The following is a 25,695-nucleotide window of genomic DNA, read 5'->3' on the forward strand; positions in this document are numbered from 1 at the left end:
AATAGATCATGAAAAAATTATTGGCCGTTTCTTTTTGTTTAGCAGCTTTCGCGATGGGGGCACAGGCGCAAACCCAACCTTACTCGTGGAGCAATTTGCCTAAGGCCGAAGTGCCTGTATTTAAAAAGGACACTTTCAATATTGTAAAATATGGCGCTGTTGCGGATGGTATTACGCTGAATACTAAAGCCATTAACTCGGCAATAGTAGCGTGCAGCGCTAAGGGCGGCGGCGTGGTTTTAATACCGCAAGGTTTATGGATGACAGGCCCTATTGTATTGAAAAGCAACGTGAACTTACATGTAAGCCGTGCCGCTATGGTACAGTTTACCGATGATAAAAGCCAATACCCATTGGTTGAAGGTAATTACGAAGGCAAACCAGCGGTGCGCAACCAATCGCCAATATCGGGTAGTAACCTGGTAAATATAGCTATTACAGGTGGGGGTATTGTTGATGGCGCGGGCAATGTATGGCGCGCTATTGGTAAAGACAGGTTGACTGAAGGTGAGTGGAAAAAGCTGGTAGCATCGGGCGGTATTGTGAGTGAGAATGGGAAAAGCTGGTACCCATCAGAAGGGTATGCCAAAGGTAACGCGGTTAAAGATGTGAGCACGATACAGGCAGGCAAAAGTTTGAATGATTATGCTGCATATAAAGATTTCTTCCGCCCTAATATGGTGGTTTTAACCAGCTGTAAAAAGGTGTTGTTAAGTGCTACTACTTTTCAAAACTCACCTAACTGGTGTTTGCATATTTTGATGTGCGAGGACCTGACTTTGAACGATGTGCACGTACGTAACCCATGGAATGCGCAAAATGGCGACGCGATAGATATTGAAAGCTGTAAAAACGTTTTGGTTGAAAACAGCACTTTTGACGCGGGCGATGATGGTTTGTGCATTAAATCGGGCCGTGACGCGGATGGCCGCAAACGTGGTATGCCTACCGAGAATGTGACTTTGAGAAATAACATTGTTTACCGCGCACATGGTGGTTTTGTAATTGGCAGCGAAATGAGCGGCGGAGCCAAAAATATTTTCGTTACCGATTGTACCTTTATTGGTACTGACATTGGCTTGCGCTTTAAAACAACCCGCGGCCGTGGTGGGGTGGTTGAGAATATCTACATTAAAAACATTGCCATGCGCGATATTTTAGGCGAGGCTATTTTGTTTGATATGTATTATATGAGTAAAGCAGGATCAACGTTAGGAATGAAGTCTGCTGATTTCCCGAAAGTAGATGAGAGCACACCTCAGTTCAAAAACTTTTATGTGAATAACGTGGTTTGTAATGGCGCGGGCAGGGCTATTCTGGTTAGGGGGTTACCTGAAATGAGCATCAAAAATATTAACCTGAGCGATATGGTTTTGAAAGCTGATAAAGGTATTGAGCTGATTGAAGCCAATAACATTAACCTGAAAAATATTACAATTGAAAGCAAGGATACCAAACCGCTCATCAATATCGAGAACAGCACTAACATTAACCTGGATGGTATTAAGTATGCCAATGCCGAGCAATTGTTAAGTGTAAAGGGCGAACGTAGCGGCAATATACAGGTTACAAAAACCAACACTGCCAATGCCAAAAACAAAGCTGAATTCAGCGCAGGCGCTAATGAAAAAATGCTGACCATTAAATAAGAATATGAAAAGGTTATTTGTTTTCTTTTTGCTTTTAAGTACTGCAAGGTTAATGGCGCATGGGCCGGTTTATCCGAAGGATATTACCGTGGCTTTAGATGGTAGCGGCAATTACAAAACCATACAGGAAGCCGTAAACTCTGTGCGTGATTTTGGGCAGTATGTTACTATCCATATCAAGAAGGGGGTTTATCACGAAAAAGTGGTTGTGCCTACCTGGAAAACTAAAATAACCCTGTTGGGCGAGGATAAAGAAAATACAATTATTACCAACGACGATTACTCGGGCAAGGCTGTTCCGGGTGGTAAGGATATGTTTGGGAAACCTACGTTCACTACTTATACATCGTACACAGTATTGGTGCAGGGGAATGATTTTACAGCTAAAAACCTGACCATTGAAAACACGGCCGGCCGTGTTGGCCAAGCTGTTGCGCTGCATGTTGAGGGGGACAGGTGTGTGGTTGAAAACTGCCGGATATTAGGCAATCAGGATACTTTATTTACCAGCAATGAAGCCAGCAGGCAGTATTATAATAACTGTTATATTGAAGGTACTACCGATTTTATTTTTGGTGAGGCTACCTGCGTTTTTCAAAGCTGTACCATTAAAAACTTGACCGCTTCGTTTACTACGGCCGCATCAACCACGCAAAGACAAAAGTTTGGCTATGTGTTTTTTGATTGCAAGCTGATCGCGGATACATCGGTACATAAAGCCTATCTGGGCAGGCCGTGGCGGAGTTACGCCAAAACGGTTTACATCCGTACAGAAATTGGCAAGCAAATTATCCCGGAAGGCTGGAACCCCTGGAAAGGGGATAATATGTTTCCCGATAAGGATAAAACCGCTTTTTATACGGAATATAAAAGCTATGGCGCGGGTGCCAATGTTTCTAAACGGGTTGCCTGGAGCCACCAGTTAACGGATAAGGAAGTTAAAGAATATACGCTGGCTAATATTTTAAGGAACTGGAATCCAAGCAACAGCACAGCCCCCTAACCCCCTAAAGGGGGAACTTTTGATTAGCATGATTGACTCTGGAGCATGGGTGCGGTGGCTTGTGTGCAATGGCAGAGGGGTTTCTAGGATGCATAACGCACAAACCCCTCCTACAACCTTCCGTTGGGAAGGAATAGCACAAACCCTGCTTTTTAAATACAGATGTCTTTTTATAAGCTATTCCCTATCGAGAGTTGAATTGTACTTGGCCGCCGCTTCTTATTCATAAATTAAAAGAAATGCGCACGAATGAACTAGCAACCGGTTGCATTTTGGTGTATTATTGTAATATAAACCGATTACCCAATAACAAACCTATGAAGCTATATTTTACCGCCCTCATCATCTTACTATCATCCATCGTTTTTGCCCAAAAGAAGACTGTTGCTCCGGTTGCTGCCGGGCCTCAGTATGTATCTAAAGTTTGGGTGGCTGACCTGGGGAATGGTACTTATAAGAACCCGGTATTAAATGCTGATTACAGCGATCCGGATGCGATAAGGGTTGGGAATGATTTTTATTTGGTTTCATCAAGTTTTGAGGATATACCGGGATTACCAATACTGCATTCAAACGATCTGGTTAACTGGACCATTATTGGCCATGCTTTAACGCGCCAGCCGCCGTTTGATCATTTTAATAAGCCACGCCATGGCGATGGTGTTTGGGCACCTGCTATCCGTTACCATAACGGTGAGTTTTATATTTATTACCCTGATCCGGATTATGGGATCTATGTTGTCAAAGCCAAAAATGCTGCCGGGCCGTGGAGTAACCCGGTGATGGTTTACGCGGGTGCTGGATTGATTGACCCATGCCCTTTGTGGGAGGAGGATGGCTCGGCTTATTTAGTGCATGGATGGGCCGGTAGCAGGGCGGGTATCAAAAGTATTATAACGGTTAATAAAATGAATACCGAAGGCACTAAGGTAACCGACGAAGGTGTAATGGTTTTTGATGGGCACGAAACCGACCCTACTGTTGAAGGGCCCAAAATATACAAGCGTAACGGATACTATTACATTTTTGCCCCAGCAGGTGGCGTACCTACAGGTTGGCAATTGGTGCTGAGATCTAAAAATATATATGGCCCTTATGAGCGCAAGGTGGTGATGGACCAGGGCAAATCTGCCACTAACGGGCCGCACCAGGGTGCCTGGGTTGATACCCAAACCGGCGAAGATTGGTTTTTGCATTTTCAGGATAAAGGGCCTTACGGGCGTGTAACGCATTTGCAACCCATGAAGTGGGTTAACAACTGGCCTGTTATCGGGCTTGACCCAAAAAATACCGGCAAAGGAGAGCCTGTATCGGTTTATAAAAAGCCAAATGTTGGCAAGGTTTACCCGATAACGACACCCGCGGAAAGCGACGAATTTAATGATGTGAAATTGGGTTTGCAATGGCAATGGATGGCTAACCCTAAATCAACCTGGTACGCTACTACCAATGCCGGTTATTTAAGGTTGTTTAGCTATATGGCTCCTGATACGATTAGAAACCTTTGGGACGCACCCAATGTACTACTGCAAAAAACTCCTGCTGATGAGTTTATGGCTACCACCAAGTTTACTTTTAAACCGAATGCTAAGCTGGAAAACGAGCGCGCGGGTTTGGTTGTGATGGGTTTTAGCTACGCCGGGTTGGCATTGAAGAGTAAAAAAGATGGCATATGCCTGGTTTCTATCAACTGTAAGAATGCTGAAAAAGGCAAGCCTGAAAAGGAAGATGTGCTAATGAAGGTTACCGACCCTACTGTTTATTTTAGGGTAAAAGTTACGGCGGGTACTAAATGCCGCTTTAGCTATAGTTTGGATGGTGTGAAGTTTACCGACGCGGGCGACGAGTTCCAGGCCGAAGTTGGCCGTTGGATAGGGTGTAAAGTTGGGATATTCTGTACGCGCGCTACACAGATCAATGATTCGGGCTTTGCCGATTTTGATTGGTTTAGGGTAGAGGCGGTAAAGTAATTGATTAATTTTTGCCTGGCTCTATCCATAAGGAGGGATTATCTCTAATGTCGCTCAGGTGTTCTATTACTTCTTCTACCTCGTCGCGGGTTAAAAATTGTTTACCATCCGGCGTGTAGCTAAAAATACTGCCGGGCCTTTCAAAGGTGATGTAGCCGTAATAGTTAGGGTCTTCAATATTCTCGAGGTGCAGGGTACTTTCTTTACTGCGGCTAACCAATGGATTGCCGGCATCAATATCTAAAAAAATACTGTAGGTATAGGTAATAATGGTATGCCCGTCCAGGTGAGCCTGGGTATCGGGGATAGCCATTAGTTTAAGCCGGTTACTTAAAGTGAAATGTAAAGGCGCCATGTTAATTGAACAACAAACAGATATTTAATGTTTGTTGCTCAATTAATATAATCAATAAATCTCTTTTTAGGATATATTATTTACTTAGAACAGCTTGCAGCGATGCCGGTGAATAAGCGATAGATTTAAGGGTTTTATTATCGGCTGTGCGGTAAACCAGGAAAAGGCCATCCTCTTCTTTATAATGCGATTCGGTGTTATCTTTTGCCAAATAATGGTCCATAGTTTGGTTGGCTTCTTCTATAGTTTTGCAGGCCTTGCTCATGTTGGAGCGGTGGACTTCGTCAAACAGCTCTTTAAACTTTTCGCCTAAGCCAAATTCTAAAACGGCTCCTGATAGTACGTACTGTATGTCGCACAAAGCATCGGCAATTTCAACCATGTTGTTATCATCAATGGCTTGCTGTAACTCTTTCAACTCTTCGGCCAGTAATGATACCCGCAGGGCACAGCGTTCTTTGGATGGGATAGCGGGTTGGGCTGGTGCGGGGTGTTTAAAGGTACGGTGAAATTCGGCTACCTGGTTGAGTGAGTTGAGGTCTTGCATGGGTGTGATCTGGATTGGGTGGTTAAGATATAAAATTACTGGAATTGGCGCAAGTTAGTAGGAACTGAATTTTTGAACGTGTTTTAATTTAGACTGTTATATTGTTTAGTTTACGGGGATTAGGTTTGGAAATGTGGTGAAAAATCGCGATATTGTAGGGAAAGCTAAGCTTTGATGGAAGATGTAGGCAGACAGGGAAGATGTGATTGAAAAACCTACTTTATCCCCCCTTGAGAGATGCAAGAAGTAAGAATCAGGAATCAAGACATAAAAAAACCTACTTTATCCCCCCCAATAGTTAGTTAGGTTGTTAAGGTTTATGGAGTTATTATAACATCGCCGTATCTAAAACTCGTAGATGCCGCCATCTTCGAACTGATACAGGGCTTTTAACTGCTTTTTACGCTGCTGGATTTGCGGTATGGTGAGCAGGGCGGGATCGGGCAGGTTGTTGAACATGACGATGTAGCCGTGCGGTTTGGTATCAAATTGCCTGAGCTGTTTTGGCTCGGTTGGTTTGGGGATGTACTCGGAGCTTTTGCCGGTGAAAAAATAGAAGGCTTCGCAAGCGTTATTATATATTGGGTATGATGGATTGAAGAGCTGCGGGTGGGTTTTCATTACCTTGATCAGTTCGGATTTATTCCAGTCGTCATCAGTATAGCCGGGTGTGCCGTAATCGCATTGATCATCGTAACGTTGGTAGTCGATCTGGTATTCGCCGTAAAGGAAGAGCAGGGCGATGCCCAGGCTGAGTACATAGAACATCCGTTTAACTTTTACCTGCTGTTTGCGGATGAACGGTACTACCCAATAAGAACACCCGATGAGGAAGGGGATAAACAGAGGTGCAAGTAAACGGTTGTTGAGCCGCTCGTAACGGGAGATGGTTGCGGAAATGATCATGAACAGAGCATACACCACGAAGAAGGCGATAAGGATATTCTCGTAAGTTTTATAGGTCGTTTTTTTGCGGAAGGCATGGTAAAAGAAGCCCGCCACAAAGCCCAGTACCAATAGTAAAGTTATGGTAAAGGCCAGGTTATATTGGTGCGACGACAGGGTAAACCAATCGGCCATTACAGTGCCAAAGTAGTGCATGTTTTCGCTAAGTGAGGTTAGCGATTTATAACGTGGCCCGGTTCCGGTATTTGTTACCAGGGCATTATGGATCAAATTGGTTGCCAGCAGCGAGGAAGCTATTACCACGAACATGGCAATGTGCCCTATGCGGGTTTTGAGCTTGAGCTGAGGATCGAATAAGAGGAGCATGCCACCCGTCCCGATCAGGGTAACACCTGCATAACGTGTTACGCAGGCAAAGGCGGTAATAATGGCTACGATTGCTAAAGAACCGAATGTATGGCTCTTGATATAATGATGGTACGCAATGACGAAAATGAGCGTCCAGAGGATGAACAGGGTTTCGGACCAAAGCATGGAGTAGATCTCGAGTAGGGACGGGCTTAACGCGATGGCCAGCAGAATGAACCACTTGTACCATTTGGATGGAAAGGTAAACCGTTCGAGGATGAATCCCGTAAGGAAAATAACGCAGCCGAAGATGAGCCCGGTTAATACGGGCCCCATAACTACTGGGTCAATACCGGTTATGTATAACAGGATGCCTAAGAATGTTGGAAAGAAGAGCGGGAATGCGACTAATGGTTTATCGCCAAAATAGGTAAAGCCTTTATGGGCGTTAAGGTTGCGCGCCCCGCTGATGTACATAATGGAATCGGGCGAGATGCCGATGCCGCTATAGCGGGTATAAAAAGTTAGCACAAAAAAGCCAAGCGCGGCTGCGATGAGCGAATCGGCATGTCGCGATAAAAAACCACGTATAGATGAGTTTTGGGGCATAATGTTAACCTGTTTAACCAGAACAGGGCGAAGATAAAGATTTTTGGGCTTATGGCAGTAACGCAGGCTTTACATGGCTCGTTTGTAAATACGCGATTCTTTTTTGTAGATTTAAAGTCTGTTAACTGAAACAGTATTAAATTTCACTGACCCTCTTTTAAAAACAATTAATTACTATGAAAGTAAATTCTTATGTATGGCTTGCAATTCCTGCGGTAATTGCTGTGTCGTGCACAAACAAGTCAAAAACCGGGGATGTACCTGCACGTACCGTGTTTTTTGATAAAACCGGGATGGATACCACCGTTAAACCGGGTGATAACTTTTTCCAGTACGCCAGCGGCAACTGGATGAAAACAACAGAGATCCCTGCTTCTGAAACCGGTTGGGGGTCGTTCTACACGCTGTATAATGATAATCAGAAAAACCTGCGTACCACGCTTGAGGCATTAGCGTCCGGAAGTAACCCGGCTGGTAGTGCAGAGCAAAAGGTTGGCGATTTATATGCCAGCGGTATGGATACTGTAGCCATTGAAAAATTAGGCTTTGATCCTATCAAGCCCCAGTTGGCAAAAATTGATGCTTTAACTGATTATAAGCAAATGGTAGATATGCTTAGTAGTGGCTACAAAACAGGTGACGGCGAATTATTTGGCTTTGGTATTGCTCCCGATGATAGAATAAGCACCAAATACGCGGTTAACTTTACTCAGGATGGTTTGAACCTGCCTAATCGCGATTATTACTTTAAGACTGATGCTGCCAGCGAAACTATCCGTAAGGAGTATGTAAAGTATATAGCCAAGCTATTCACATTAACTGGCGCTGATGCTGCTACAGCCACTAAAAACGCCGATGATATTTTAAAACTGGAAACAACCATAGCAGCATCGCATTTAACACCTGTTGAATTGCGCGACCCGGTTGCCAATTACAACAAGTTTACGGTAGCCGATTTTCAAAAGCAAGTACCTGATATTGACCTGAAAAAAGTGTTGAGCAATTTGGATGTTAAAACCGATACAGTACTGGTTGGTCAGCCTAAATACTTTAAGGCATTGGATGGTTTGCTTAAATCGGAGCCAATTGCTATCTGGAAAGAGAAACTGAAGTTTGACCAGTTGAACGGTTCGGCAAACTCATTAAGCAAAGCGTTTAGAGATGCCAACTTTGAGTTTTTTGGCAAAACATTAAATGGCCAAAAAGTACAGAAAGAACGCTGGAAAAAGATGGTGACTACTGTTGATGGTGGTTTAGGCGAATTGCTTGGTAAACTATACGTAGACAAATATTTTACCGCTGATGCCAAAAAACGCATGCTTGATTTGGTAAACAACCTGCAAGTTGTTTATCATTCACGTATCGAAAAATTAGACTGGATGAGTCCGGAAACTAAAACAAAAGCTATAGCCAAATTAGATGCTTTTACTAAAAAGATAGGTTACCCTGATAAATGGAAAAACTATGATGATGTAACTATTGATAAGGGCACTTATTACAAGAACAACGAATCGATAGCGATACACAACTACAAACGTATGGTTGAAAAGATGGGCAAACCGGTTGATAAAACAGAGTGGGGAATGACGCCGCCAACGGTTAATGCTTATTACAACCCTGCGTTTAACGAGATCGTTTTCCCGGCGGGCATTTTGCAGTTCCCTTTCTTTGATAAGGATGCCGATGATGCTATTAATTATGGCGCTATAGGTGCTGTAATTGGCCACGAAATGACCCACGGTTTTGATGATCAAGGTAGCCAATATGATAAAGATGGTAACCTGAAAAACTGGTGGACAAAAGAAGATGCTGCCAAGTTTAAAACCAAAGTTCAGTTGGTTATTGACCAGTATAATAAATACACTGTGCTGAATGATCTGCATGTGAATGGAGCTCTTACACAAGGCGAAAATCTGGCCGATATTGGTGGTTTGGCTATTGCTTACCAGGCATTCAAAAACACAGAACAAGGGAAAGGCAATACCAAGATTGATGGCTTTACACCAGATCAGCGTTTCTTCCTGTCTTTTGGTCAGGTATGGCGTATTAAAAACAGGGATGAGCGTTTGAGAATGCGTATCAGTGTTGATCCACACTCTCCCGAAATGTATCGTGTAAACGGCCCATTATCAAACATGCCAGAGTTTTACAAGGCATTTGATGTGAAGCCAGGCGACAAGCTTTACCGTGCCGAAGCCGACCGCGTTAAGGTTTGGTAGAACACCCGCAATAACGATACAAACCAAAAGCCCTTGATCTTCATCAGATCAAGGGCTTTTGGTATTAGTAATGATGGACGGTTTACTGTGTTCCACCACCACCTATGGTGATCTTTTGAGTTTGGTAACCTACTTTGCCTGCCATATCGCAACCTTCAAATATGATGCTATAGCTGGTGGCTTTATCAGCAGCGTAGAATGATACTGTAGCTTCGCCGGCTTTGCTGGTTATTACATTTGGCTCCCAGTGAATGGTTGAACGTAAGTCAACATATTTAGTTGGGTTAGCTTTGGTTAGATACTTAGGCCTGTAAAATTGCTTGTACTCGGCAATAGGTATAGGCTTGTAAATGTATATACCGTTAGCCCTTTGAATAAACGGACCATTACCGGCACGTGTTGTTATTTCAATGTAAGCAAAATCAGATCCGGAAGGGCCTGTTGGCGTCGCGTCAAGCAAATCGTCCAGATTATCCAGATTACGAACATTATAACGCGCATTGTTAGTGTAATTCACTTCTACACCTAGTATATCTTCGGCCGAAATATAATCAAGATATTGTTTTTGATACTCGTAGTGCTCATTAGGTAAGCCACCAAATGGCTCATAAAAACGCTCCAGATCAACACCATCAAACACAAAATGTACGCGCTTGTCCTTTAAAAAATACTCCAGATTTGGTCCGTTGCTACCTGCGCCACCACCACCACTGTCACTCGCGCTTGCGGAAGCCGCTCGCCTGGCTGCAGATGCACCAAATGAGCTTCTTTTGTAAAAGCTGGTATGGAAACCTTTTATTTTACTGGTAAGAACATCCAGCAAGCTAACCCTACCGGCGTTAACCAAAATATCTTCGGTAAGGGTTTGATCGGCGCCATCGGGGCCGTTTAAGTTTTGTGATCCTTTAACATACGCCCTATCCTTAATGTTTACAGCACGTAGCAATTTGCCTGTGCCACCCATTACGGCCCTGTCCAACGCCATATGGTAGCTTTTGTTCGATTTTACGAAGTTTAAAAGCGTTGTGTCGGTATTAACGTTCCATGGGTCAAGCATAATTGGGCTACCGGTATTAACCGGCGATAGATTCTTTTCATCAACAGATATACCGCCATTAATAACTTTGCCCCTTGCATTTCTGGCCGAGATTATAAATGTTGATTTATCTATCGGTGGGAACCTGTCAAAAGTAAATCTGCCATCTTTGTTAGTTATTGTATCCATAACAAAAGATTGTTTACCTTTTGCCAGCAACAATACTTTTGAATTGGCCATGGGTTTATTAAACAGGTTGGTTACTGTACCCTTTACCATAAATTGAGGCTCTGGGTCATATTGTATTTTTATGGGTTGGCCTATCTTTTTCAGATCGTACCCTACCCAGCCTTGTGTGAGCAATAAAGCATCTAACGCTTTCCACGAATTATCATCGTGCTCAAAATAATAAGTGGGGTTCTCTACATATCCTTTCAGATCAGAAGCCAGTAACAGGTGCGACATGATGTTATCCGATGAAGCATTCTCGGGCTTTACCTGTTTATCATCGGTAACAGCCATCGAAAAACTACCTACAACAGGTTTGCCATCGGCATCTTTAACGGTAATGTGTACCGGTATACTATCCCTTGCGCCAAAAGTTTTGGAATCGGTTTTAATATCGATCTTTAAATTGTCATGATGATTAATAAATGTTACCCTTTCGTTTAATGGTTGCTGGGCGGCATTTAACAGTATAAAATGTGCCACGCCGGTAGGAAACAAACTTTTAGCTATCCGTGTGGTAAAATAATTATTGGCAAAACTAAGCGTGGCCCCATAGCAAACCACCCCGCGCGACATACCGATCAGATAATATTTGCCCGCTGTAGCTTCTTCGTTTGTATTATAAAGAGATACGGTCATGGTATCCCTATCCATCGCGTTCCTAACCTTTATGGCCGTTCCTGTTTTAAGCGGCGTTGGTAAAACAACTGTTTTTTTAATCCCACCGGGTAAGGTAAGCTCGGCAGTATAGGTAGTATTAGGTTGCGGGGTAATATCAAAAGTACCAATACCATAGCGTACCGTACTTATTGTTGCGGCCTCGTTATGGTTATTATCATAAATAGTGCCTTGTATAGGGATACCCTTACCATTTTCCCCAATAGCTTTAAAACCTACGTGCGATGGTATGCCGGTAACTAAAGCGCCACCTTCGGGCATAAACTGCACGTCCACATCTTGCTGGCGGTTTATTGGTACAGGTATCAATGCTTTACGTTTATTATTCAGTTTATCCTGCGCAACTACACTCAGGTTTTTAAGCGGTGCCTGGTTGGGTAAGGCAAAATCAACACTCATGCTGCCATCGGCCGCGGTTTGGGCTGAATTGCGTAGTAATACCTTTTTGCCACTCATTACTTTGAGTTGGATATCCTTTAGGCCAGCGCTGGTATTATCCATACTGGTAAATTTCAGATCGAGCTTAACGTTATCCTTACCACCTGCCGAAGTAAGGCTTGGGCGCGAATTGATGAGCCAGGTGTTTTCGCCTTTATCATTCACATAAAAACTTTGTCTGAAAAAGTAATCATCACCAAAATTGCGCATCCAGTTGGTGTAGGCGCGTATGGTATAAGTTCCTTCGCGAATATAATTGGCATCCAAAGGTATTGCGCCCCAGGTTAAGCCTAAGCCTACCGGAAAAACGTAGCGTTTCATAACCGCGTTGCTATCGTTCAGCAGCTCAATGTATAAACGACTGCTTAAGGGCGTATAGCTTATATTCTCGTTAACTAAATATCCCTTAAACCATACAGTATCATCGGTTGAGTAATATGATTTATCTAATTGCAGAAACACTTTTTCGGCAGGCATATTAGTATTATAATCGCCTATTTTTTGAATAAGGCCATTAATGCCTGTAGCCGGTGGTGTGGAAGTAGTTGTGGGTTTAGCCTTTTGAGCAATAGCAATTGTCGCGAATAAATTAAGCAGAACAAATAGCCGGAGTGCGGTTGATCTAATTTGCATTGTACGTGGTTGATAGGTAGTATAAGGTTTTTGACTATTAAATAATCAAAGGTTTAATTTGTGTAGTCAATATTACCCTTTTTTTAATTAACTACCTTATTAGGCACATTAAAAATACATTAATAATTACTTATCCGTCAGTGTGATGCCAATAATATTTATATTGAGACGATAAACCTAAATAACATAAGGGGACTTATAAATTTACTTCGGTACCCTTACAAAACCCAATGTAAATATCTTAGGCTACCAATGAAACCTATTGGGAACAATTAATATTGGTGATGATACGCTCCGGCTTATTCGGCAACTATAAACGGGTTTACCTTTACGCAAACCGAAAATGCCATTCAAATTAAAAATTGCAAAAAATTAAAGATCTCCGGAAACGTGTTCAATGGCTGCGGCAATCTGTTTTATGTAAAGCCCGACGGTCCCCTTGTTTCTGCTCGGGAAATATAATTTCTTTTTGTAAAATTTATATTACAATAACAAAAAATATATAGATTTGTATAAACCCTAATTAATGATGCAAAGAGCCCAAACCCGCTTTAAGCAAGGTATACTATTGGCCTTGTTTTTGATGCTGTTTATTGGATATAAGGTGCAAGCGCAAAACACTCCCCTGATCAATGCTTTTGCGCATAATGATTACTTTCATAAGCGGCCATTATTTGATGCTTTGGATAATGGTTACAACCATATAGAAGCCGATGTTTATTTGCGGCGGGGTAAACTTATTGTAGCCCACATATTCCCGATGTTACGCCGAAAGAAAGAACTGGAAAACATGTATTTTAAACCATTGTTTGACCGGATTAACGGCGATACCACCAATGTTACTTTACCGGCATACCCTATAACGCTGATGATCGATATTAAATCGGGCGCGGATGGCACTTATCGTAAACTTGAGGTATTGCTGGATAAATACAAGTCTATTATTTCGGGCTATGAGGGTGGTAAATTTGTGGAGCGGCAAATTACAGTTGTACTGAGTGGGAACAAACCGATGAAAATGCTAAAACAGCAGGGTAGTCGCCTGGCTTTTATTGATGCTGATTTAATGAAAGCACACCAGGATACTGTTTCTACAGATATTTACCAGATGGCAAGTTGCAAATACTCGCGTTTAGTGAAATGGAATGGCAAGGGTGAATTTCCGGAAGCACAACGTGAACGATTATGCAATTATGTGCGCATGGCCCACAAAAACGGCGAGAAGGTTAGGTTATGGGATTCGCCGGATAACCATTCAGTTTGGAAAGAGTTGTTAAATTGCGGGGTAGACCTGATCAATACGGATAAGCTGGTTAAGCTTAAAGATTTTTTGCTGAATGATAAGAATGTAGAAGGCGTGAAATAAAGAGAGAATTAAGATACAGAATCAAGATTTATATCGAATATGTCGCATACAAATAAGCCCGGTCACTTTTTCAATAACCGGGCTTGTTTTATGAGTAGCTTAATACTAAGCTATTTTAACTTTTACCACTAATTTTTTGATAAAGCCATCGCCTATCATTGGCGCGTGAACATCATTTGGATAAAAGATCACAAACTGGCCTGCCTGCAAGGTAAAATACATTTCGGCGGCATCGTTGTAAAACATTACGTCCTTTTCGGCATTATATTCGCCTTTTGGTGATGTACAATCGTTACGAGATTTCCAGCCCATGGTTTCTACCCCACTAATGAGTACCTGGATATCGATATTCTTATCGTGACACTCAAATTTTTCGCTGGCTGCTTCTTTAGTAGCGCCATCTTTAGCCATTACAGCATATTTAACGCCATCTACTTCGTATTTACCAATCTCAAGCGCGTTAAGGTCGATAGAAGCCAAATGGTCAAAAGCGGCTTTAAAACCCGGGTGTAGAGCAGTGTACTGACTGCCGTTTGCTAAAGTATCTATGATCATTTTTTCTCTTGTTTAGTTTGTTATAAGCTTTAAGCAACAAGCCCCAAGCTGCAAGCCTTTTTGGCTAACTACTTGAGGCTTGCAGCTTGTAACTAATTATCTTTGTACGCGGCCAGAACCATCACCTTTAACCAGTTCCTGAACTTCGGTTAATGTAGCGTGGTTTAAATCGCCTGGGATAGTGTGTTTGATTGCTGATGCAGCAACACCAAATTCGGCAGCATCGCTCATTTTCATGTTTGTTACCAAACCGAAGATGAAACCGCTGGCGAATGAGTCGCCGCTACCAACGCGGTCAACAATACGTACGCTATATTCTTTAGTATGATAGAATTCGGTACCATCGTAAACTAAAGCGCTCCATCCGTTGTCTGATGCTGAATGGCTTTCGCGTAAAGTTGATGCGATGTATTTGAAACCGAATTTTTCTTTCATTTGTTTAAATACGTCTTTGTAACCATCAAGGTTTAATTCGCCTTTAGTTACATCGGTACCAGCGCTTGTAAAGCCTAAAGTAGTATCGGCATCTTCTTCGTTACCAATACAAACGTCAACATATTTACAAAGCTCGGTCATTACCTGGCGTGCTTTTTCTTTGCTCCAAAGTTTTTTGCGGTAATTTAAATCGATAGAAGTAGTGATACCTTTTGCTTTAGCAGCCTTTAAAGCAGCTAAGGTTAAAGCAGCGGCTTTATCGCTCAATGCCGGTGTGATACCAGTTGTGTGGAACCAATCGGCACCTTCAAAAATCTTATCAAAATCAAACTCGCTGGCTTCAACTTCTGATATAGAAGCATCAGCACGATCATAAACTACTTGTGAGGCACGCATTGAAGCACCAGTTTCAAGGAAGTAGATACCTAAGCGTTTACCACCACGGGCCACAAATTGAGTATCAACACCGTAACGGCGTAAGTGGTTAATAGCAGCCTGGCCGATTGGATTAGCGGGTACTTTTGACACGAAGGTACCGTTTAGACCATAGTTGCAAAGTGCCGCGGCTACGTTTGCTTCGCCACCACCATAGGTAACATCAAAGGTATCTGATTGAACAAACCTTTTGAAATCGGGAGTTGATAATCTCAACATTATCTCTCCAAGAGTTACGACTTTTTTAGACATCGTTTTGTATGATTTAAATTTGATAAATAAGTGATCGGTATTATCCCGCTAAAGCGGAGTGTGCCAAAAATACATTAAACCTAACTAATTACTAAGTTTTTATAATAAAAAATTACGGGAACGATTGCGTAAATAATTGCACTAATTGCCAAATATCTACCTTGTTTATCGTAATTCTTTTCTACTTTTAGGCCCCAATTGTATTGTAATAATAAAACAACTGTAATGGATAAGAAAGAAACACTTTTAAAATTAATACCAGAGCAAGGTATTTTACCACTATTTTTTAACAAAAGCCCCGAAGTTAGCGTGAAGCTTTTGCACGCCCTTTACGAAGCGGGTATTAAAACAATTGAATACACTAACCGTGGAGAAGCGGCTTATGAAAACTTTAAAGTTTTGCGTAAGGTTTGCGATACCGAATTAAAAGGTATGTACCTTGGTATTGGTACAATAAAAGACGGCGAAACCGCACAAAAATTTATTGATGCGGGTGCTGATTATATTATTAGCCCGGGCCTGGTAGAAGATGTAGTGCCTGTTGCTGATAAAGCCGGTATTTTGTGGTTCCCGGGATGTATGACGCCGAGTGAAATTATCCGTGCGGAGAAGTTGGGCGCTAAAGTGATCAAATTATTCCCTGGTAATATATTGGGTCCATCATTCCTTTCAGGAATAAAAGAATTGTTCCCTAACCTGTTATTTATGCCTACCGGTGGCGTTGATATGACCAAAGAAAGCATATCTGGCTGGTTTAAGGCTGGTGTTTGCGCAGTTGGTATGGGAAGTAAACTGGTGAGCAAAGATGTAATGGAAAACCAAAAATATGCTGAGTTAACTGCTGCTACAAAAGAAGCTATTGAGATAGTGAAAGCTTGCAGGTAATAAACCTACCAATAAACTAAATTAAAAGATGGAGATCAAAAAAGTAGGCAACTACCGTTGGACGATATGCGCGCTGTTGTTTTTTGCTACAACAGTAAACTATTTGGACAGACAGGTATTGAGCCTTTTAAAGCCGACGCTTGAAGAACAGTTTCACTGGACCAATAGTGACTATGCGGATATAGCGGCAATGTTTCAGTTCATATATGCTATATCGATGCTTTTTGCCGGCCGTATTATTGATAAGCTGGGCACCAAAAAAGGATATGCATGGGCAATTATACTATGGTCTGTAGGTGCTATTATACATGCGCTTGCTATCCCGATAGGAGAAAAATTAAGCTTTTTGTTAGGATGGATAGGTATTGCTACTGTACCGGTTTCTATATTGGGCTTTATGTTTTCGAGAGCGATACTGGGCTTAGGTGAGTCGGGTAACTTTCCGGCGGCAATTAAGGCTACGGCAGAGTACTTTCCTAAAAAGGAACGCTCTTTAGCTACAGGTATATTCAACTCGGGTTCGAACGTTGGGGCTATTCTGGCTCCGCTTTCTGTACCATGGATAGCTGCTAACTGGGGTTGGGAATCAGCGTTTTTAATTATTGGTGCTATAGGTTTCATTTGGTTAGCCTTTTGGTTGATATGTTATGAGCGTCCCGATCAGCAAAAGCGCTTATCAAAAGAAGAACTTGCTTATATTAACAGTGACCAGGAAGATCATAAAGCCGAGACCGCTGCTGGTGGTGATGTTGCGAAGGTATCGTGGTTTAAGCTTTTGGGTTACCGCCAAACATGGGCGTTTACCTTTGGTAAATTTATGACCGATGGTGTATGGTGGTTCTTTTTATTCTGGCTGCCTGCTTATTTAAAAGATCAATACGGTATGGGGATGCTTGATATCCAGATCCCTTTAGCCGTATTATACAGTATGACCATGTTTGGTAGTATTGGCGGTGGATATTTCCCTGCATACTTTATTAAAAAAGGATATACGCCTTATGATGGCCGTATGCGCGCCATGCTTTTAATAGCCTTTATACCATTGGTAGTATTGCTGGCCCAGCCCTTAGGGCATGCATCATACTGGATGCCGGTTTTATTAATAGGTATTGGAGCATCAGCTCACCAGGCCTGGTCGGCAAATATATTCACTACAGTTTCGGACATGTTCCCTAAAAAGGCGATAGGTTCGGTGATCGGTATTGGTGGTATGGCCGGTGGTATTGGTGGTGTTTTAATTACCAAACTTGGTGGTGCGTTATTTGATTACTACAAAGGTTTAGGCCATATTGAAACGGGTTATACCATTATGTTTGCCATTTGTGCAACAGCATACCTTATTGCATGGGTAGTGATGAAAACATTGGTGCCTAAGTATAAGGTTATTGAATTATAACAACAAACAATTTATAATGAGTTTTGAAGATCAATTGAAATCCTTGTTTATTGAGGAGAGCCAGATACCGGCAGAGTTTCAGTTGGGTGAAGAAGTTCACCAACGGGAATACCTGAGTAATGGCGAAATGAAAAAATGGGACGGCCCGGTTAGCGAAGTTTACTCGCCGGTTTGTTTCCCTGGCCCGGATGGTTTGAAGCGTAAACTAATAGGCAGCTATCCATTAGGTACCGAAAAGGAAGCTATGGAAGCGCTTGACGCGGCTACCACGGCCTACAACAATGGCCGTGGCGAATGGCCAACCATGAGTGTTGCCGATAGAATTGCCTGCGTAGAAAAGTTTACCTTTAAAATGGTTGAACAACGCGATAAGGTGATCAAGTTGATTATGTGGGAGATTGGCAAATCTATCGCTGATAGCACAAAAGAATTTGACCGTACTGTTGAATACATCAACTTAACTATCGACGCGCTTAAAGATATCGACCGTGAATCATCGCGCTTCATCATAGAGCAGGGTATCGTTGCTCAAACACGCCGCTCACCGCTTGGTGTTGTGTTGTGTATGGGGCCATTTAACTATCCGTTGAACGAAACCTTTACTACGTTGATCCCTGCGCTAATTATGGGGAACACGATACTTTTTAAACCACCAAAGCATGGTACTTTGGTTCACTACCCGTTGTTAGAGGCTTTCCGCGAATGTTTCCCTAAGGGTGTTGTGAATACGGTGTATGGCCGTGGCGCCAATACGGTACCGGGTTTGATGCAATCGGGCAAGGTGAATGTGCTAACGCTGATCGGATCGAGCAAGGTGGCTAACGAATTGAAAAAAATGCACCCTAAGGTTAACCGCCTGCGTGCTATTTTAAGTTTGGATGCTAAGAACGTTGCTATTGTAACCAAGAGCGCCGATTTGAAGATAGCGGTAAGCGAAGCAGTTTTAGGTTCGCTATCCTTTAACGGGCAGCGTTGTACCGCGCTTAAAATATTCTTTGTACATAAGGATGTTGTTGACCAGTTCAATACCTTGCTTAGTGCCGAGATCGGTAAAATAAAATTAGGTATGCCATGGGAAAAAGGTGTAAGCATTACCCCATTGGCAGAGCCCGGCAAACCAGATTATATTAAAGAATGTATTGCCGATGCTGCTGCACACGGTGGTAAAGTAATTAATGAGAATGGTGGCGCTACTGCTACTTCGTTAGTTTTCCCGGCTATTGTTTACCCGGTTAACAGCGAGATGAAACTTTATCGCGAAGAGCAGTTTGGTCCGATCATCCCGATCGTGCCTTACGAATCTATTGAAGAGCCTATCCAATACCAATTGGATTCGGTACATGGGCAGCAGGTAAGTATATTCAGCAACGATCCGGAAGAAATATCAGCACTGATAGATCCGTTTGTGAATTTGGTGAGCCGTGTTAACATTAACGCGCAATGCCAACGCGGGCCGGATGTGTTCCCTTTCACCGGAAGGAAAGACAGTGCCGAGGGTACATTATCGGTTGTTGATGCTTTACGTAGCTTCTCTATCCGCTCGTTAGTTGCAACTAAACTGAACGACGCGAATAAGACTATTATTAACGAAATAGTTAGCAAGCACGATTCGAACTTTTTGAGTACGAAGTATATTTTTTAAATTACATTTGATATTGAAGCCCGCTATGGAAACATGGCGGGCTTTTTTTGTGAATAGGAACAGAAATTAATCGTGACCTTGCCAGTTTTTAGGGTTATAATTATTACTTTCATTTATCCCATCTTTATGGTAATGTGTATTGTTTTCATAAATAAAACTTATGCGCCTAATGGTATTTAGCCAGAGTCAAATAAAAAACCTTCCGGGTTTTGTCGGAAGGTTTTTTATAAGCATTAATTCAAAGCTTGATTGGTAGCCATCTACTTTACAACCAGTCCGGCGGCGGGTTTTTTATAAGTCCAGTTTTGATACCTGTTGGGATCAGCTTTCCAGGCGTTCCAGGCGGTTTGATCTGTTTTGCCAGGATAATTATTATACTTTACCCAGCCAAAATTCTCTTCCTGAAAGTTATACGGACTAAAGCCTGAGCGTTCCGGCTCATCTAACAGTTCATAAAATATAACTGCCTTTACATTAGGATCGGCCTTGGCCTGTTCAGTAAGCGTTATGCGCCAGGCGTTTGATGCATCTTCATTGGCCTGCTGTGTTAATGTTGTTTTAAAGTTATAGCCAGCTTCGGTATACCAAATTGGCCTATGATAACGGTTGTATAAATATTGATGGATATTTGTTGTTAAATTATTGCTGGCATATGCCGCCGGCACATTAGCATAGTAATGCCAGCCGCATATATTGATGGTGGGTGCCGCCGCAAACATCCTGTCCATCCAAAAGGTAGGAAAGTAACCTGCTGTGTTCACAATACTTTGTTTGTTTGGTAATACCGATTTTAAGCCAGCCTCCATGCCTTTTACATATTGCTCGGCCAGTAATAACTTTGGCATATCATAATCGGCCTGTACCTGGCCTAATTTGCCATTTAAAAGCAAATCATCAAATAGTTCCCATTCGTTACCCAATTCAAAATAATCGAAATACTGGCCGTACAGTGTGGCAAAACCAACCATTTGTGTATAGGCCGCGCTATAATTAGAGGTGGTGGTGCCGGTATAACTACACCTGTCGTATATCATAGGTAGTATTTTAATATTATTAGCCTGGCATTTGGCAATCATACTCAGCAGTTTTGATTCATTGGTGGATTTACCGTTGGCATCGGTGGAGATATCAAGCCTGTAATAGGTCATACCCATGGCTTTAACCATGTTGCACTGTGTGTCGTAATCAATACCGGCAATGGTTGATGAATTAGCGTTATAAGCAACCGTATTAAATGGATGCCCGTTAATACCAATTATTAAAGTGGTTGAATTTGTTTTTGAGGTATCTGCCGGGGGCGTAACCACAATTTCTTCTGTTGTTGAATGGGTTTTTTTACATCCGGCAATAGCCAGAAAAATTAGCATAGTTGCCATGCTTATAAGTGGGAGCATGTTCCCTTTGTTGTTTGATCTCATGGTTTTGTTTTGTGTATTGGTTAATTATTGCGGGGCCATTTAATATTGGTTTAACGTGTTGGTTATAGGTATTTTAGCAACAATGAGTGCATGTGCTTTTTGCTAAGTATAGTTTTGGTGCGATACTTATAATAGCTGCTTGCACTACCTGTTGGCCAAGAAAATTATAACCTTAAATAATTGGTGAGCGCAATTACGAAGTGTATGATTAATAAAACATTAAATAAAAATTACAGTGAAAAAGCTTACTGATTTTTATTAAATGACATCAAAATTCTCATCACGAACTCACGTTAATTTATATTACAAAAGGACATCTCTTGCCAATTATTTTCTAAGAACCCGCTATGCAACCATGACGGTTTTTTTTGCGTCTATCCCGTAAGGATGACAAATGGATTACTGCCATTTTAAGTGTTGGCACACGTGTTGTAATGGTTAATGTATTATAACTGAAAGGAAAATTGGCGGGTGGGATGATATTAAAAATGGAAATTAAACGTTATATATAATAGGTAGTGAATCAAATTTAGTATTGTAAACGGGGTGTCAGATAATGGTAACTAACTTGTTTCAAATTAAACCAACCAAATTTTATTAGTCTATCTCTACATAACACAAACTAAAATAAAAATGAAAAACTCAATTAAATATTTAGCGGGTGCGGCCTTAGCCATACTTGTTTCTTTCTCAGCTAATTCAACTTACGCCCAGCGTGGAGGTAGAGGTGGCGGCGGCGGTGGTGGTTCCCACGGCGGCGGCGGCTTCCATAGTAGTGGCGGTGGCTCATTTGGCGGTCGTTCTGGTGGTGTTGTTGGTCATAGTGGAGGTTCGTTTAACGGTGGTAACCGTGGCAGCTTTCAAGGCGGACAAAGACAACCACAGGTTAACAATAGCCCAAGGGTAAATCAAGGCTCACAATCTTATAACAGGGATTCGAGAGCTTACTCGTCTCAAACTTATAGAGGTGGGCAAAGAGCTTATAGTAATAGCCCACGTGGCGGTTTTTATAGCAACGGGCGTGGTTATACCGGTAGAGCTGGGGTTTATTATCATGGTGGTTACCGCAGTACTTACCGTAACTTTTATGGTGGCTATTATAACAGATTATATGCACCGCACATCGGTTTCAGGCTGAATGTATTGCCGTATGGATATTATCCGTTTTATTGGGGAGATGACCAGTTCTATTACAACAACGGGTTGTTTTATCAGCAATATGATAATACTCAATATGAAGTTGTTGCTCCACCAATGGGTGCCATAGTACCAACCGTACCAAACGATGCCAAAAGCATTACCATTGATGGTTTAGAATACTATGAATTGAATGGTATATATTACCAACCCGTTACCACCAGCGATGGTACAACAGGTTATAAAATTGTTGGTAAGGATGGTGAGTTAAATACCGACCACGGTAACGATGATGTTTATCCTCAAGATAATAATAACAACAATCCGCAGAATTAATTATTGATTATGTTTTGATGAAAGAGGCCCGGTATTTGCCGGGCTTTTTTTGTTTATGTGGAAGGATTTTGGTATATTGTATAGATCAGGATTTCGCTGGTTTGAAAAGAGAGATTTCACTGGTTTTTTTGAAAATACCCATAAATACCCCCCTATTTGTTATGCCGGTTATCGGGGTTATTGTTAAATGAGATATCCACATTTGGAGCTGTTAACAATTATTTAACGGTTAAAGTTTCTTATTCATCATAATTCTAAGTACGTTTGAATTTTTTGTTGATGTAGCTTCTATAAATTTTTTATATAAGCTATGCTACGTGTTGATAGTTCTAAGCCTTGCCAAATAGTTTACTCGGTGTGCAAGCACGAGTATTTGGGCTATGTTATTGAGCCCCACATTGTACAGCTTAACCCCAACGGCGAGTTCAGTTTAACCCACCAGCGTTTATTTAGTAATACCGCCAAAGAGTTTACCAATTGTTTAGATGATGCTGATATTAAGCTGATCCGGATATTGGATGATCTGGAGCAGGGGGCCATCATACGCAAGTATCACAAAAAGGCCATCAGGCCGATAGAATTTTTTGCCAAGATATTTAACGACCAGTTTTTGGATACTATTCGCCCCAAAATGGAGAAGCGGATGGTTGAGGCTTTGGGGATGCTGCATCATAAGCAAGTTTACCAAATGAGCAAGGAGGGTTATCCGGCAGGTAAAAAGCTACAGATAGCTACCGAAGAGGCTACGGTATTGTTCCACTTTAGGCGGAATGAGGAAGAGATCAGGTATTTCCCTACTATTAAATACCAGGGCATGCGCATTGAATTTATGTTCAAGAATGCCGAGATCATTAGCAACCACCCGGCGTGGATGCTGTTGGATGATACACTGTATTACTTTGATAAAGATATTGAGGGAAAAAAGCTGTTTCCGTTTTTAAATAAGCGTTACATCGCTATTCCAAAATCAAGCGAGCAATCGTACTTTGAAAAATTTGTTGCTCCGCTGATAGAGAAGCATCATGTATATGCCGAAGGCTTTACTATCAATAATGAAAAGCACGAAGCTACCCCGGTTTTGAAGCCTATTTATGTAGAAAGCGGAACATCGCAAATACAGCTTTATTTTAGGTATGCCGATTATGTTTTCCCTTATGGGGATGGCAGGCAGGTTTCGGTGAGGATAGAGAAGAATGGAGATGAGTATACCTTTCATCGCGTTAAGCGCTCCATTGGCTGGGAACAAAGCAGGCTAAAAGAATTAGAAGATAGGGGTTTGAAAATAGTATCAAGCTTGTTTCAAAACCTGGAGGTTAATGGTGGGGATGATGATATAGACCAGTCGTTTTCGGTATTTGAATGGCTCAACCAGTATCATGACGAATTGCTTGAAATGGGTTTTGAATTGGAGCAACCCGAAGGTAAAAAGCGTTATCTTTTCGGTAGCAGCAAAATTGACCTGGAGGTTAAAGAGGGTAATGATTGGTTTGATATACACGCGGTGGTACATTTTGGTCCGTACCAGATTCCCTTTATGGAACTGCGCAATCATATTTTGAACCGCAAGAAGGAGTTTATCTTACCATCGGGCGAGATAGCGGTTATACCGGAGAAATGGTTTTCGCAGTATGGTAACCTATTGGCTTTTGCGGAGAATGATAAGAGTTTGAAGTTAAAGAAGCACCACATTGGTTTAATTAACGACCTTGATGATGGTGCTATGGCCGGCATTGCCATAAACCGGAAGCTACAAAAGTTGATGGATTTTGAGCAAATGGATGAGGTTGATATGCCTGTGAACTTTACCGGTACTTTACGCCATTACCAACAAGCGGGCTATAACTGGTTCCACTTTTTAAAGGATTATAACTTTGGCGGTTGCCTGGCCGATGATATGGGTTTGGGTAAAACCATACAAACGCTGGCCCTGCTGCAAAAAAACAAGGAGGAGGCCGAAGCGGCTGGTAGTAAGGCTACGTCGTTAATTATTATGCCTACGTCGTTAATTTACAACTGGCTTAACGAGGCTACCAAGTTTGCGCCGCAGTTGAGGTTAATGGTACATACGGGCGCTTTGCGTAATAAAATGCCAGAGGCGTTTGGTAATTACGATGTAGTAATAACTACTTATGGCATTACCAGAATTGATATCGATGTGCTGAAGAGTTTCTTTTTTGATTATGTTATTTTGGATGAGAGCCAGAATATTAAGAACCCGTCGTCAAAATCATTCCGGTCGGTTAAGTTATTGAAATCGCGGTTTAAGCTGATATTGAGTGGTACGCCGGTTGAAAACTCGGTGAATGATTTGTGGACACAAATGTCGTTCATTAACCCGGGATTGCTGGGCAGCCAGCAGTTTTTTATGAACGAGTTTGTAACGCCGATAGAGAAAAAGAAGGACGAAGAAAAGGCGCGCAAGCTGCAAGCCTTAATTAAACCCTTTGTATTGCGCCGCACCAAGGAGCAGGTGGCTACCGAGTTACCGCCTAAAACCGAGAATCTGTTCTATTGCCAGATGAGCGAGGAGCAGGCCGAGGTTTACGAGAACGTAAAATCGGAATACAGGAACGAGTTGCTGAAGAGTTTAGAGGATGGAACGTTTGCCAAATCGCAAATGCAGGTATTGCAAGGTTTGATCAAGCTAAGACAGATAGCTAATCACCCATCAATGATTGATGAGAATTACGAGGGTGACTCGGGCAAGTTTGAGAATGTTACCCACACGCTAACCAACGTTTTGGAAGCCGGGCATAAGGTGCTGATATTTTCGCAGTTTGTGAAGCAGCTGAACATTTACCGCCGGTATATGGAGCGGGAGAATATCCCTTACTTATACCTGGATGGCAGCACGCAAAACCGGGGCGAGATAGTCAAAAAATTCCAGGAAGATGAAAATACCCGGGTGTTTTTAATATCGATAAAGGCGGGTGGGGTTGGTTTGAATTTAACCGAGGCCGATTATGTTTTCATCCTCGACCCATGGTGGAACCCGGCTGTTGAGCAGCAAGCTATCGACCGTACGCACCGCATTGGCCAAACCAAAAATGTGTTTATCTATAAATTTATCACCAAAGATTCGGTTGAGGAGAAGATACTGGCCTTGCAGCAGCGCAAATTGAAATTATCCAATGCATTGATCACTACCGAGGAGAGTTTTATCAAGTCGCTTTCGGCAGAGGATATTAAGGAGATATTGGGGTAGAGCCCCCTAACCCC

General features: G+C 42.1%; 17 protein-coding genes. 10 read left to right on the forward strand and 7 right to left on the reverse strand.

Features of this window, described 5'->3' with window-relative positions:
- The first annotated feature begins 8 nt into the window (after positions 1 to 8).
- The 3 genes from ABIN91_RS08505 (at position 9) to ABIN91_RS08515 (ending at position 4,622) form a co-directional block, all read left to right on the forward strand.
- Positions 9 to 1,649 (forward strand): glycoside hydrolase family 28 protein, encoded by a 1,641-nt coding sequence (locus tag ABIN91_RS08505; RefSeq protein WP_348050511.1) that lies wholly within the window; start codon positions 9 to 11, stop codon positions 1,647 to 1,649.
- Positions 1,650 to 1,653: 4 nt separating this feature from the next.
- Complete coding sequence (locus ABIN91_RS08510) at positions 1,654 to 2,652, forward strand: pectinesterase family protein (RefSeq protein WP_348050513.1); 999 nt, start codon at positions 1,654 to 1,656, stop codon at positions 2,650 to 2,652.
- A gap of 317 nt (positions 2,653 to 2,969) precedes the next feature.
- A complete protein-coding gene (locus tag ABIN91_RS08515; protein ID WP_348050515.1) occupies positions 2,970 to 4,622 on the forward strand; it encodes a glycoside hydrolase 43 family protein in 1,653 nt (550 codons plus the stop codon).
- 4 nt (positions 4,623 to 4,626) lie between these two features.
- On the opposite strand, the gene ABIN91_RS08520 is transcribed toward ABIN91_RS08515, so the two are convergent.
- From ABIN91_RS08520 to ABIN91_RS08530, 3 genes are all read right to left on the reverse strand, one after another.
- A complete protein-coding gene (locus ABIN91_RS08520; protein ID WP_348050517.1) occupies positions 4,627 to 4,977 on the reverse strand; it encodes a hypothetical protein in 351 nt (116 codons plus the stop codon).
- A gap of 76 nt (positions 4,978 to 5,053) precedes the next feature.
- Positions 5,054 to 5,524, reverse strand: coding sequence for a nucleoside triphosphate pyrophosphohydrolase family protein (locus tag ABIN91_RS08525; RefSeq protein ID WP_348050519.1), 471 nt, complete (start codon positions 5,522 to 5,524; stop codon positions 5,054 to 5,056).
- Positions 5,525 to 5,869: 345 nt separating this feature from the next.
- Positions 5,870 to 7,387 (reverse strand): hypothetical protein, encoded by a 1,518-nt coding sequence (locus ABIN91_RS08530; protein ID WP_348050521.1) that lies wholly within the window; start codon positions 7,385 to 7,387, stop codon positions 5,870 to 5,872.
- Between the two features lie 176 nt (positions 7,388 to 7,563).
- Between ABIN91_RS08530 and ABIN91_RS08535 the strand changes: the two genes are divergently transcribed.
- The gene (locus ABIN91_RS08535; RefSeq protein WP_348050523.1) at positions 7,564 to 9,606 is read left to right on the forward strand and encodes a M13 family metallopeptidase; all 2,043 of its coding nucleotides are present in this window, start codon (positions 7,564 to 7,566) and stop codon (positions 9,604 to 9,606) included.
- An 82-nt stretch (positions 9,607 to 9,688) separates the two neighbouring features.
- Here the strand turns inward: ABIN91_RS08535 and ABIN91_RS08540 are convergent, their stop codons facing one another.
- Positions 9,689 to 12,619 carry a carboxypeptidase-like regulatory domain-containing protein gene (locus tag ABIN91_RS08540; RefSeq protein ID WP_348050525.1) on the reverse strand — a complete coding sequence of 977 codons (2,931 nt, stop codon included), beginning with the start codon at positions 12,617 to 12,619 and terminating at the stop codon, positions 9,689 to 9,691.
- Positions 12,620 to 13,145: 526 nt separating this feature from the next.
- On the opposite strand from ABIN91_RS08540, the gene ABIN91_RS08545 reads away from it, so the two are divergent.
- Positions 13,146 to 13,985, forward strand: a complete 840-nt coding sequence (locus ABIN91_RS08545; RefSeq protein ID WP_348050527.1) for a phosphatidylinositol-specific phospholipase C/glycerophosphodiester phosphodiesterase family protein — start codon at positions 13,146 to 13,148, stop codon at positions 13,983 to 13,985.
- A gap of 105 nt (positions 13,986 to 14,090) precedes the next feature.
- On the opposite strand, the gene ABIN91_RS08550 is transcribed toward ABIN91_RS08545, so the two are convergent.
- Positions 14,091 to 14,540 carry a YhcH/YjgK/YiaL family protein gene (locus ABIN91_RS08550; protein WP_348050529.1) on the reverse strand — a complete coding sequence of 150 codons (450 nt, stop codon included), beginning with the start codon at positions 14,538 to 14,540 and terminating at the stop codon, positions 14,091 to 14,093.
- Positions 14,541 to 14,636: 96 nt separating this feature from the next.
- Positions 14,637 to 15,662 carry a sugar kinase gene (locus ABIN91_RS08555; RefSeq protein WP_348050531.1) on the reverse strand — a complete coding sequence of 342 codons (1,026 nt, stop codon included), beginning with the start codon at positions 15,660 to 15,662 and terminating at the stop codon, positions 14,637 to 14,639.
- Positions 15,663 to 15,887: 225 nt separating this feature from the next.
- On the opposite strand from ABIN91_RS08555, the gene ABIN91_RS08560 reads away from it, so the two are divergent.
- The 3 genes from ABIN91_RS08560 to ABIN91_RS08570 are packed head-to-tail and all read left to right on the forward strand — an operon-like array spanning position 15,888 to position 19,585.
- On the forward strand, positions 15,888 to 16,547 hold the full coding sequence (locus ABIN91_RS08560; protein ID WP_348050533.1) for a bifunctional 4-hydroxy-2-oxoglutarate aldolase/2-dehydro-3-deoxy-phosphogluconate aldolase: 660 nt from the start codon (positions 15,888 to 15,890) through the stop codon (positions 16,545 to 16,547).
- A 28-nt stretch (positions 16,548 to 16,575) separates the two neighbouring features.
- The gene (locus ABIN91_RS08565) at positions 16,576 to 17,943 is read left to right on the forward strand and encodes an MFS transporter (RefSeq protein WP_348050535.1); all 1,368 of its coding nucleotides are present in this window, start codon (positions 16,576 to 16,578) and stop codon (positions 17,941 to 17,943) included.
- Positions 17,944 to 17,959: 16 nt separating this feature from the next.
- Positions 17,960 to 19,585, forward strand: coding sequence for an NADP-dependent glyceraldehyde-3-phosphate dehydrogenase (locus tag ABIN91_RS08570; RefSeq protein WP_348050537.1), 1,626 nt, complete (start codon positions 17,960 to 17,962; stop codon positions 19,583 to 19,585).
- Between the two features lie 260 nt (positions 19,586 to 19,845).
- Here ABIN91_RS08570 and ABIN91_RS08575 read toward each other — a convergent pair whose 3' ends face one another.
- Positions 19,846 to 21,003 carry a hypothetical protein gene (locus ABIN91_RS08575; protein ID WP_348050539.1) on the reverse strand — a complete coding sequence of 386 codons (1,158 nt, stop codon included), beginning with the start codon at positions 21,001 to 21,003 and terminating at the stop codon, positions 19,846 to 19,848.
- Between the two features lie 633 nt (positions 21,004 to 21,636).
- Between ABIN91_RS08575 and ABIN91_RS08580 the strand changes: the two genes are divergently transcribed.
- A complete protein-coding gene (locus ABIN91_RS08580) occupies positions 21,637 to 22,476 on the forward strand; it encodes a DUF6515 family protein (protein ID WP_348050541.1) in 840 nt (279 codons plus the stop codon).
- A gap of 310 nt (positions 22,477 to 22,786) precedes the next feature.
- Entirely contained in the window at positions 22,787 to 25,681 is a 2,895-nt protein-coding gene (locus ABIN91_RS08585) for an SNF2-related protein (RefSeq protein WP_348050543.1), read from the forward strand.
- Positions 25,682 to 25,695 lie beyond the last annotated feature (14 nt).

This window comes from Mucilaginibacter sp. (assembly GCF_039921305.1).
Taxonomy (GTDB): domain Bacteria; phylum Bacteroidota; class Bacteroidia; order Sphingobacteriales; family Sphingobacteriaceae; genus Mucilaginibacter.

Coding starts and splice junctions, on each gene's coding strand:
- ABIN91_RS08505 (WP_348050511.1), top strand. CDS start 9: ATGAAAAAATTATTGGCCGTTTCTTTTTGTTTAGCAGCTTTCGCGATG.
- ABIN91_RS08510 (WP_348050513.1), top strand. CDS start 1,654: ATGAAAAGGTTATTTGTTTTCTTTTTGCTTTTAAGTACTGCAAGGTTA.
- ABIN91_RS08515 (WP_348050515.1), top strand. CDS start 2,970: ATGAAGCTATATTTTACCGCCCTCATCATCTTACTATCATCCATCGTT.
- ABIN91_RS08520 (WP_348050517.1), bottom strand. CDS start 4,977: ATGGCGCCTTTACATTTCACTTTAAGTAACCGGCTTAAACTAATGGCT.
- ABIN91_RS08525 (WP_348050519.1), bottom strand. CDS start 5,524: ATGCAAGACCTCAACTCACTCAACCAGGTAGCCGAATTTCACCGTACC.
- ABIN91_RS08530 (WP_348050521.1), bottom strand. CDS start 7,387: ATGCCCCAAAACTCATCTATACGTGGTTTTTTATCGCGACATGCCGAT.
- ABIN91_RS08535 (WP_348050523.1), top strand. CDS start 7,564: ATGAAAGTAAATTCTTATGTATGGCTTGCAATTCCTGCGGTAATTGCT.
- ABIN91_RS08540 (WP_348050525.1), bottom strand. CDS start 12,619: ATGCAAATTAGATCAACCGCACTCCGGCTATTTGTTCTGCTTAATTTA.
- ABIN91_RS08545 (WP_348050527.1), top strand. CDS start 13,146: ATGATGCAAAGAGCCCAAACCCGCTTTAAGCAAGGTATACTATTGGCC.
- ABIN91_RS08550 (WP_348050529.1), bottom strand. CDS start 14,540: ATGATCATAGATACTTTAGCAAACGGCAGTCAGTACACTGCTCTACAC.
- ABIN91_RS08555 (WP_348050531.1), bottom strand. CDS start 15,662: ATGTCTAAAAAAGTCGTAACTCTTGGAGAGATAATGTTGAGATTATCA.
- ABIN91_RS08560 (WP_348050533.1), top strand. CDS start 15,888: ATGGATAAGAAAGAAACACTTTTAAAATTAATACCAGAGCAAGGTATT.
- ABIN91_RS08565 (WP_348050535.1), top strand. CDS start 16,576: ATGGAGATCAAAAAAGTAGGCAACTACCGTTGGACGATATGCGCGCTG.
- ABIN91_RS08570 (WP_348050537.1), top strand. CDS start 17,960: ATGAGTTTTGAAGATCAATTGAAATCCTTGTTTATTGAGGAGAGCCAG.
- ABIN91_RS08575 (WP_348050539.1), bottom strand. CDS start 21,003: ATGAGATCAAACAACAAAGGGAACATGCTCCCACTTATAAGCATGGCA.
- ABIN91_RS08580 (WP_348050541.1), top strand. CDS start 21,637: ATGAAAAACTCAATTAAATATTTAGCGGGTGCGGCCTTAGCCATACTT.
- ABIN91_RS08585 (WP_348050543.1), top strand. CDS start 22,787: ATGCTACGTGTTGATAGTTCTAAGCCTTGCCAAATAGTTTACTCGGTG.